5 protein-coding genes are annotated in these 5,600 nt (G+C 36.0%); all 5 read right to left on the reverse strand.

The genetic code is table 11. The features are described 5' to 3' along the window. A partial coding sequence (locus tag QNJ50_RS28370) for an SAV_2336 N-terminal domain-related protein (protein ID WP_300642528.1) occupies positions 1 to 1,505 on the reverse strand: 1,505 nt, incomplete at its 3' end. Positions 1,506 to 1,515: 10 nt separating this feature from the next. After that, positions 1,516 to 2,508, reverse strand: a complete 993-nt coding sequence (locus QNJ50_RS28375) for an ATP-binding protein (RefSeq protein WP_300642531.1) — start codon at positions 2,506 to 2,508, stop codon at positions 1,516 to 1,518. Then, on the reverse strand, positions 2,505 to 3,938 hold the full coding sequence (locus tag QNJ50_RS28380; RefSeq protein ID WP_300642534.1) for an effector-associated domain EAD1-containing protein: 1,434 nt from the start codon (positions 3,936 to 3,938) through the stop codon (positions 2,505 to 2,507). Before QNJ50_RS28380 ends, QNJ50_RS28375 begins: the two co-directional genes overlap by 4 nt. Before the next feature lie 117 nt (positions 3,939 to 4,055). Beyond that, entirely contained in the window at positions 4,056 to 5,177 is a 1,122-nt protein-coding gene (locus tag QNJ50_RS28385; protein ID WP_300642536.1) for an effector-associated domain EAD1-containing protein, read from the reverse strand. An 83-nt stretch (positions 5,178 to 5,260) separates the two neighbouring features. Further along, positions 5,261 to 5,542, reverse strand: coding sequence for a hypothetical protein (locus QNJ50_RS28390; RefSeq protein ID WP_300642539.1), 282 nt, complete (start codon positions 5,540 to 5,542; stop codon positions 5,261 to 5,263). Positions 5,543 to 5,600 lie beyond the last annotated feature (58 nt).

The following is a 5,600-nucleotide window of genomic DNA, read 5'->3' on the forward strand; positions in this document are numbered from 1 at the left end:
CTGACACCAGGAATAAATTCATATTCAATATAATCAGCTTGACTGTTTTCGGATGTTGTAGATTTGAGCAACCCACTCATAAACACTTCTGCAGCATGAATTTGTCTTGAATTTGGCAGTAGGGTTTGTTGAATCAGTTGCACTACTGGTAAACTTACGGGTGTAGCTGCCATTAATCCAGCTAAACGACGTGCTGTAGGAGAAGCTGTAGCGCGAAATCGATTCACTAATGCATCGGCGCTTAGTTGGGGTGCTGTTTTATTTGTATTTATTTCCGACCTGTATTTTGCATTGGAATTTGACTCTGAATTTGTACTCAGAGAAAATTTAAAGCCTGCTGTGGTAATGTTTCCCAATCCTAGTATTACCTGCGACCATGTCAGCAAAGGTTGGGGTTCTAAGGTAATGATGGGAATTGATATAAATTCGACTAAGGTGGAATTTTCACCATTATCTCGATCAAAATTATCCTCCTCAATATCATCTTTATCCCAAGTTGTGGTGATTAATTTTGAATTTGGTACTCCAGGTTTGAGGGAACTTAACTGTACGGGGGTTTCGGAATATAAAGCTGTGCGCTCCCAAAGTTGTTCTGGAAGCAGTTGCAAAATAGTTAGTAAACCTTTGTTTCCCCACAAACTTAATACTGGATAAATCAATCTATCTCGCCAAGCAGTCGAGATACAGTCAGTTACTAGTAAAATTAAACGTTGTCCTTTCGGGTCAATTAATATTTCGGGATTATAAGAAATTGAATTATTATCTTCTCTATTATTTTGGTTGCTAGTACCTTGAAAAGATAATTTGAGGGGAAGTAATGAAATTTTAGGTTTTGAAGTATTATGTGTAACTTTTAATTCCCAGGTTCTGACATCTCGAAATGCACCGTGATGCTTTAAAAGTTTTTCTAACTCTCTAATAGTTGGTTTCCAAACAGCTGTTGAATTGCTTTTTTCCACTACCAAAGCTAATTCTAACCACCTTTGAGGTTTTGGTTGAAATATTGGAACCCAAATATCTTGTTCTGCAATCTGGTAAACGGTTGTTTCTTCGTCTAATATCTGTTCTGTTGGGGATGCTGCTTTCCGCATTAACGGACGAAGTGCGCGTCCCAACTCTAGGGTATTTCTTAACGCTGGTGCTGCTGGTACTTTCAGCGAAACACCTTTTCGACCTGATGTTCTTAGATTCGTTGTAGTTTCAGAGGTAGGTTTTCGAGGTTTGTGAAGGGTAACCGGAAGTTTTGGAGGTGGGGGTTTAATTTGAGGTTGGGTTTTTGGGGTCGATTCCTGTCCCTCTTCTACCTTTAGCTGTACTGGTGGAAAATCTGGTTCATTTTCAACTTGCTGCTGTAATGGGGGAAAATCTGGTTTGTCTTCTGCTTGCTGTTTGACTTGAGAAGACTTTTCGTCTAAATGAACAGCTAACCAAAAAATCTCTGCTAACTCGCGAGCAGTAAAATCGAATCCAGTTTTTTGTAAGATTTTGATGGCGCGTTCAATCATAATACCTCAGTTAAATTCCTTCTGTGCTGCTGAGGGATTGCAGTAATCGTTCTATTAATTGTGATTTTTCCTGCTCTTTCTCCTTTCCGTCTTGCTGTTCTCTTGCGGCTTCAACGATAGGGGAATCTGAGGTGTTAGCAGTAGAAGATAAAATATAAATTGCATTTAATAACTGGTCTGTTGCTAAATCTCCTGACTTTCTTTTCTTTAAAAATTTTTCAATAATTGGTTTCGCTTGTTGGATAATACTATCCCCCAAATGTACCTTCACAATATTTTCTAACTCTTGGGGATTTGGTTCTCTTAAATCTAACCTTAAACAACGTCGTAAAAAAGGAGGTGGAAATTCTCTTTCACCATTACTAGTAAGCAGCACAAAAGGAAAAATCTGACATTGAACTTTTCCTCTGACAATTTTCGCAATTTGGTTGTCGTGGGTTTGGACGTTAATTTCAGGAAATTTATCAGCGATTCTAGTTAATTCCGGAATTTCAAATCTTCCTTCCTCAAAAATATTTAATAAATCGTTGGGTAAATCAATATCACTCTTATCCATCTCATCAATTAACAATACCCTGGGTTTATCTGAAGGTAGTAAAGCTGTTCCCAAAGCACCCAACTTAATATAGTCACCAATTTTATCTAAATTATCGCGGTCGCTTGACTTAGAATCTTGTAATCTACCAATCGCATCATAACTATATAATCCTTGCAGCAAATTAGAGCGAGTAGTAATATTCCAGCGCAATACCTCGCCTAATTTTAATTCCTGAGCTACAGCATAAGCCAAAGAAGTTTTTCCACTTCCTGGTTTACCCGTCACCAATAAAGGACGACGTAAATATAGTGCTGCATTAACTAATTCGATTTCTTCCCCCTTTGCTTGATAAGTAATTCCCCGTTTTTCTTGATCAAACCTACGCCAACTAGGAGGTTCGGGAAGTTTATCTATACCATCATGTGGGTTTTCGGGAGTACCCTGAAAAATTTTCCAAGATGTCATGGCGTTGTATATTTAATTTCCTTGGGTGGCAATATATAAGGATTTTCCCATAGTAAGGAGATATGATGTCCGACATGAGTTCGTTTATCTCTAGCAGCCTGCAAACGTTTTTCTTTAACCCGCTCTGGTAGTTGAATAATTGAAGATTCAAAAAGTTTATCTATTTCCCCTTGAGTATCTAAGTTTTGTAACTCCTCTCTAATCCATAACGCTACAGGAATAGCACTTCGATCGATAAATTTAAAAATTTCCTGGGACGGTGGTTTAATCAATTTACAAACTGCAATACCTTTATCAAGTAATTTAGAATACAATTTGTCTGAACAACAGTCATCACCACAAACAAAGCATTTAGAGCAAGGGAACTGTTTAAAATTATTCCATTTATACTCCCAATCATTTCTGTAGATATATTCATTTAAACGTTTATAGGAGCGAACAATTACTTTATATTCAATACCAATAGGACTTGGAGGATAACCCTCATCCGCAATTTTCCAATCATCAATTGGTTGATTCAAAAGTTCATAAGGTAAGAAAAACTCAATACTCATGCGATCGCGAGAGAAAGTAGGCTCTTGATAAACTTGATGAAAACAAAATGTTAATAAATTAGCTATTTCTTTTTCTTCAAATTTTTTGTGACCCTCTTCCTCTGGTGTAACTGGTATATATCCTTCACCTGTTTCAGGATTAGATTTACCTGGTTCCCCATTAGGGATAAACCAAGCTTTAATTAAATAACTTTTTTTATATTGTTGACTCGGTCGTAAGATAACAATGAGATCGCTTGATGTATTTTTCTTTTGTTCTTCTCTTTGTAATCTCTCATTTTTTATCTGCTCAAGCAGTTGAGAAAAATCATTAAAGTTATCTTCACACCATTGTCTTAAGTTCTTTTCTTCTCCAGAAGGTAGCTTATTTTGTACTTCCACTAAAAAACCAACTACAAACTGCAAAATAAGTTGTTCATGATTTTCTTTTTGGGGTATATTATCTAAGCCATCTAAAATATCATTCAAACTATCAAGAGTATTATTTTTCCAACAAGGATCCAAATGATTCTCGGAATAACAAGCTTCATAAGCAGCTCGTTGCATTTCTTCAAGATATTTATCTTCTAAAGGTTGTAATATTTCTAATAAACTAATAGTAATATGAGTTTTTTTTACTATTTTTTCTAATCCAGAATTATTACCATTTGCTTTAAATGCTCCCTTAATCAATTTTTCTAATTTATTCTGTTTCTCAAAATGTTCGACTAACTTATAAGCAATTTCATCTAAATTCTCCCCAAGTGCAATCTCATCCAGGTTTTGACTAAATTGAAATCGCACCATCATTTGTAATTTAGTTTTACTGGGGAAAGCCCTACATAATGCTTCTTTTATCTGTTTGAGAAGATAACCGGGAACCTTTACAGAACTCATCGATAACTACTTAAATACCTTATGTAGATATGAAATTATACTTTTATTGTACTTAAGTGGTTGTGTTTATTTACGGTTTACTGTGTAACAAATTATCTCAATAATTAGAGTTCAAAATCACCACATCGCTGTCCCACTACGTAATTCTTCTAATAAACCCTGCTTTTCTAAGCGCCGACAAATAGCACTAAAAGGACTTCCAGCATTGTAAGATGGATTATAACTAGGGTCGCCACTGTGATGTAATGCCACTAAATTCCAATTAATATCGAAACATGGAGAACCGGAAGACCCGGGTTCAGTATTAGTTTTATATTTAACCTTCGTACCGTTTTCATTAATATCAATAATTGCATCAGTATCAAATGCTAGCTTTAATGGTTGAGCATCTGGATGCTGTACTATTAATATTGGAGTATTGGGTAAAAACTCATAATTTGGATCTTCCGGTAAACTAATCCATCCCCGCTTAGGAGCATTGGGAAGATTATTTGCTACAGGTTGTTCTCCGGGAGGCTTTCCATCAGCATCTCCTACCCGTAACAATACATAATCTAATTCATCAATTGTCGGTAAATCATTATCCGTATAGGGACTTTGATCGATTAACCAATAATTTTCATCCTCATCTTCATCTTCAATTAAGCGATATTCTATACCTGGATTAATAACTTTCCCTTCTGGTAATTTTTTATAATCGAAACGCAAAATTACATTGCTAGGAGTCGCTTTTCCTGAAATTACAGGTTCAATAACGTGATAATTCGTAATCACTACATTTGGTGCGATTAAAAAACCCGTACCAAAAGATGATGGGAAATTATTCTTTTTGGTAATTTCGATTCTACAAACTTGTGCTTCAATAATACCTAACTTTTCTCGCCATTGATTTACATCTAGAAAACTATTTGTTCTCTTAACAATTCTTTCTAACCCACCTACTTTTGATAGCTTTGATGGTAGAGATATTGCCAAATTAACTTCCTGTGCAACAACAAATAAACTGGGATTTCCAGGATTTGCTTCCCTAGCACCTGCAATTAATTTATCAATCCATCCTTGGGCTTCTGCTGTTTGAATTAACCTATAAGCAATAGCGTCTAAGTCATCTCCCATTGCGATCGCATTAAGATTTTTGCCAAATTGAAATTTTACTAATTCAGCCAGTCTTATTTGAGATGGAAAAGCTTCCACTAAAGCATCTCTTAATTGTTTGTATTGTTGTCCAGTAAGTCCCATCACCAATTACCAATTACCAATTACCAACTACCAATTACCAACTACCAATTACCAATTACCAATTACCAATTACCAATTACCAACTACCAATTACCATTCTCTTCCTGAATAATTTCATACCAAAAAGAAATATCTTTAACTTTGTGAGAACCTGTTTGAGGATGTCTTCCAATACCAAACTTATCTCTGTATTGAAGCCAAGAAGTTCTGTAAAGTCCTACAGTATCACCGGTGACCTTATCAAGGACTTGGTACGCAAAATTACCCAAAGTAGAAGCAGCACCCAGAGCAGCAGCAAAGGTGGTTGCTTGAGGTGCTGCTTCTACTTTGGGTAATTTTGCGTACCAAGTCCTTGATAAGGTCACCGGTGATACTGTAGGACTTTACAGAACTTCTTGGCTTCAATACAGAGATAAGTTTGGT

It is taken from the genome of Mastigocoleus sp. MO_188.B34 (assembly GCF_030065675.1).
Taxonomy (GTDB): domain Bacteria; phylum Cyanobacteriota; class Cyanobacteriia; order Cyanobacteriales; family Nostocaceae; genus Mastigocoleus.

Excerpts from the sequence above, each read along its gene's own strand:
- QNJ50_RS28375 (WP_300642531.1), bottom strand. The coding sequence starts at position 2,508 with ATGACATCTTGGAAAATTTTTCAGGGTACTCCCGAAAACCCACATGAT.
- QNJ50_RS28380 (WP_300642534.1), bottom strand. The coding sequence starts at position 3,938 with ATGAGTTCTGTAAAGGTTCCCGGTTATCTTCTCAAACAGATAAAAGAA.
- QNJ50_RS28385 (WP_300642536.1), bottom strand. The coding sequence starts at position 5,177 with ATGGGACTTACTGGACAACAATACAAACAATTAAGAGATGCTTTAGTG.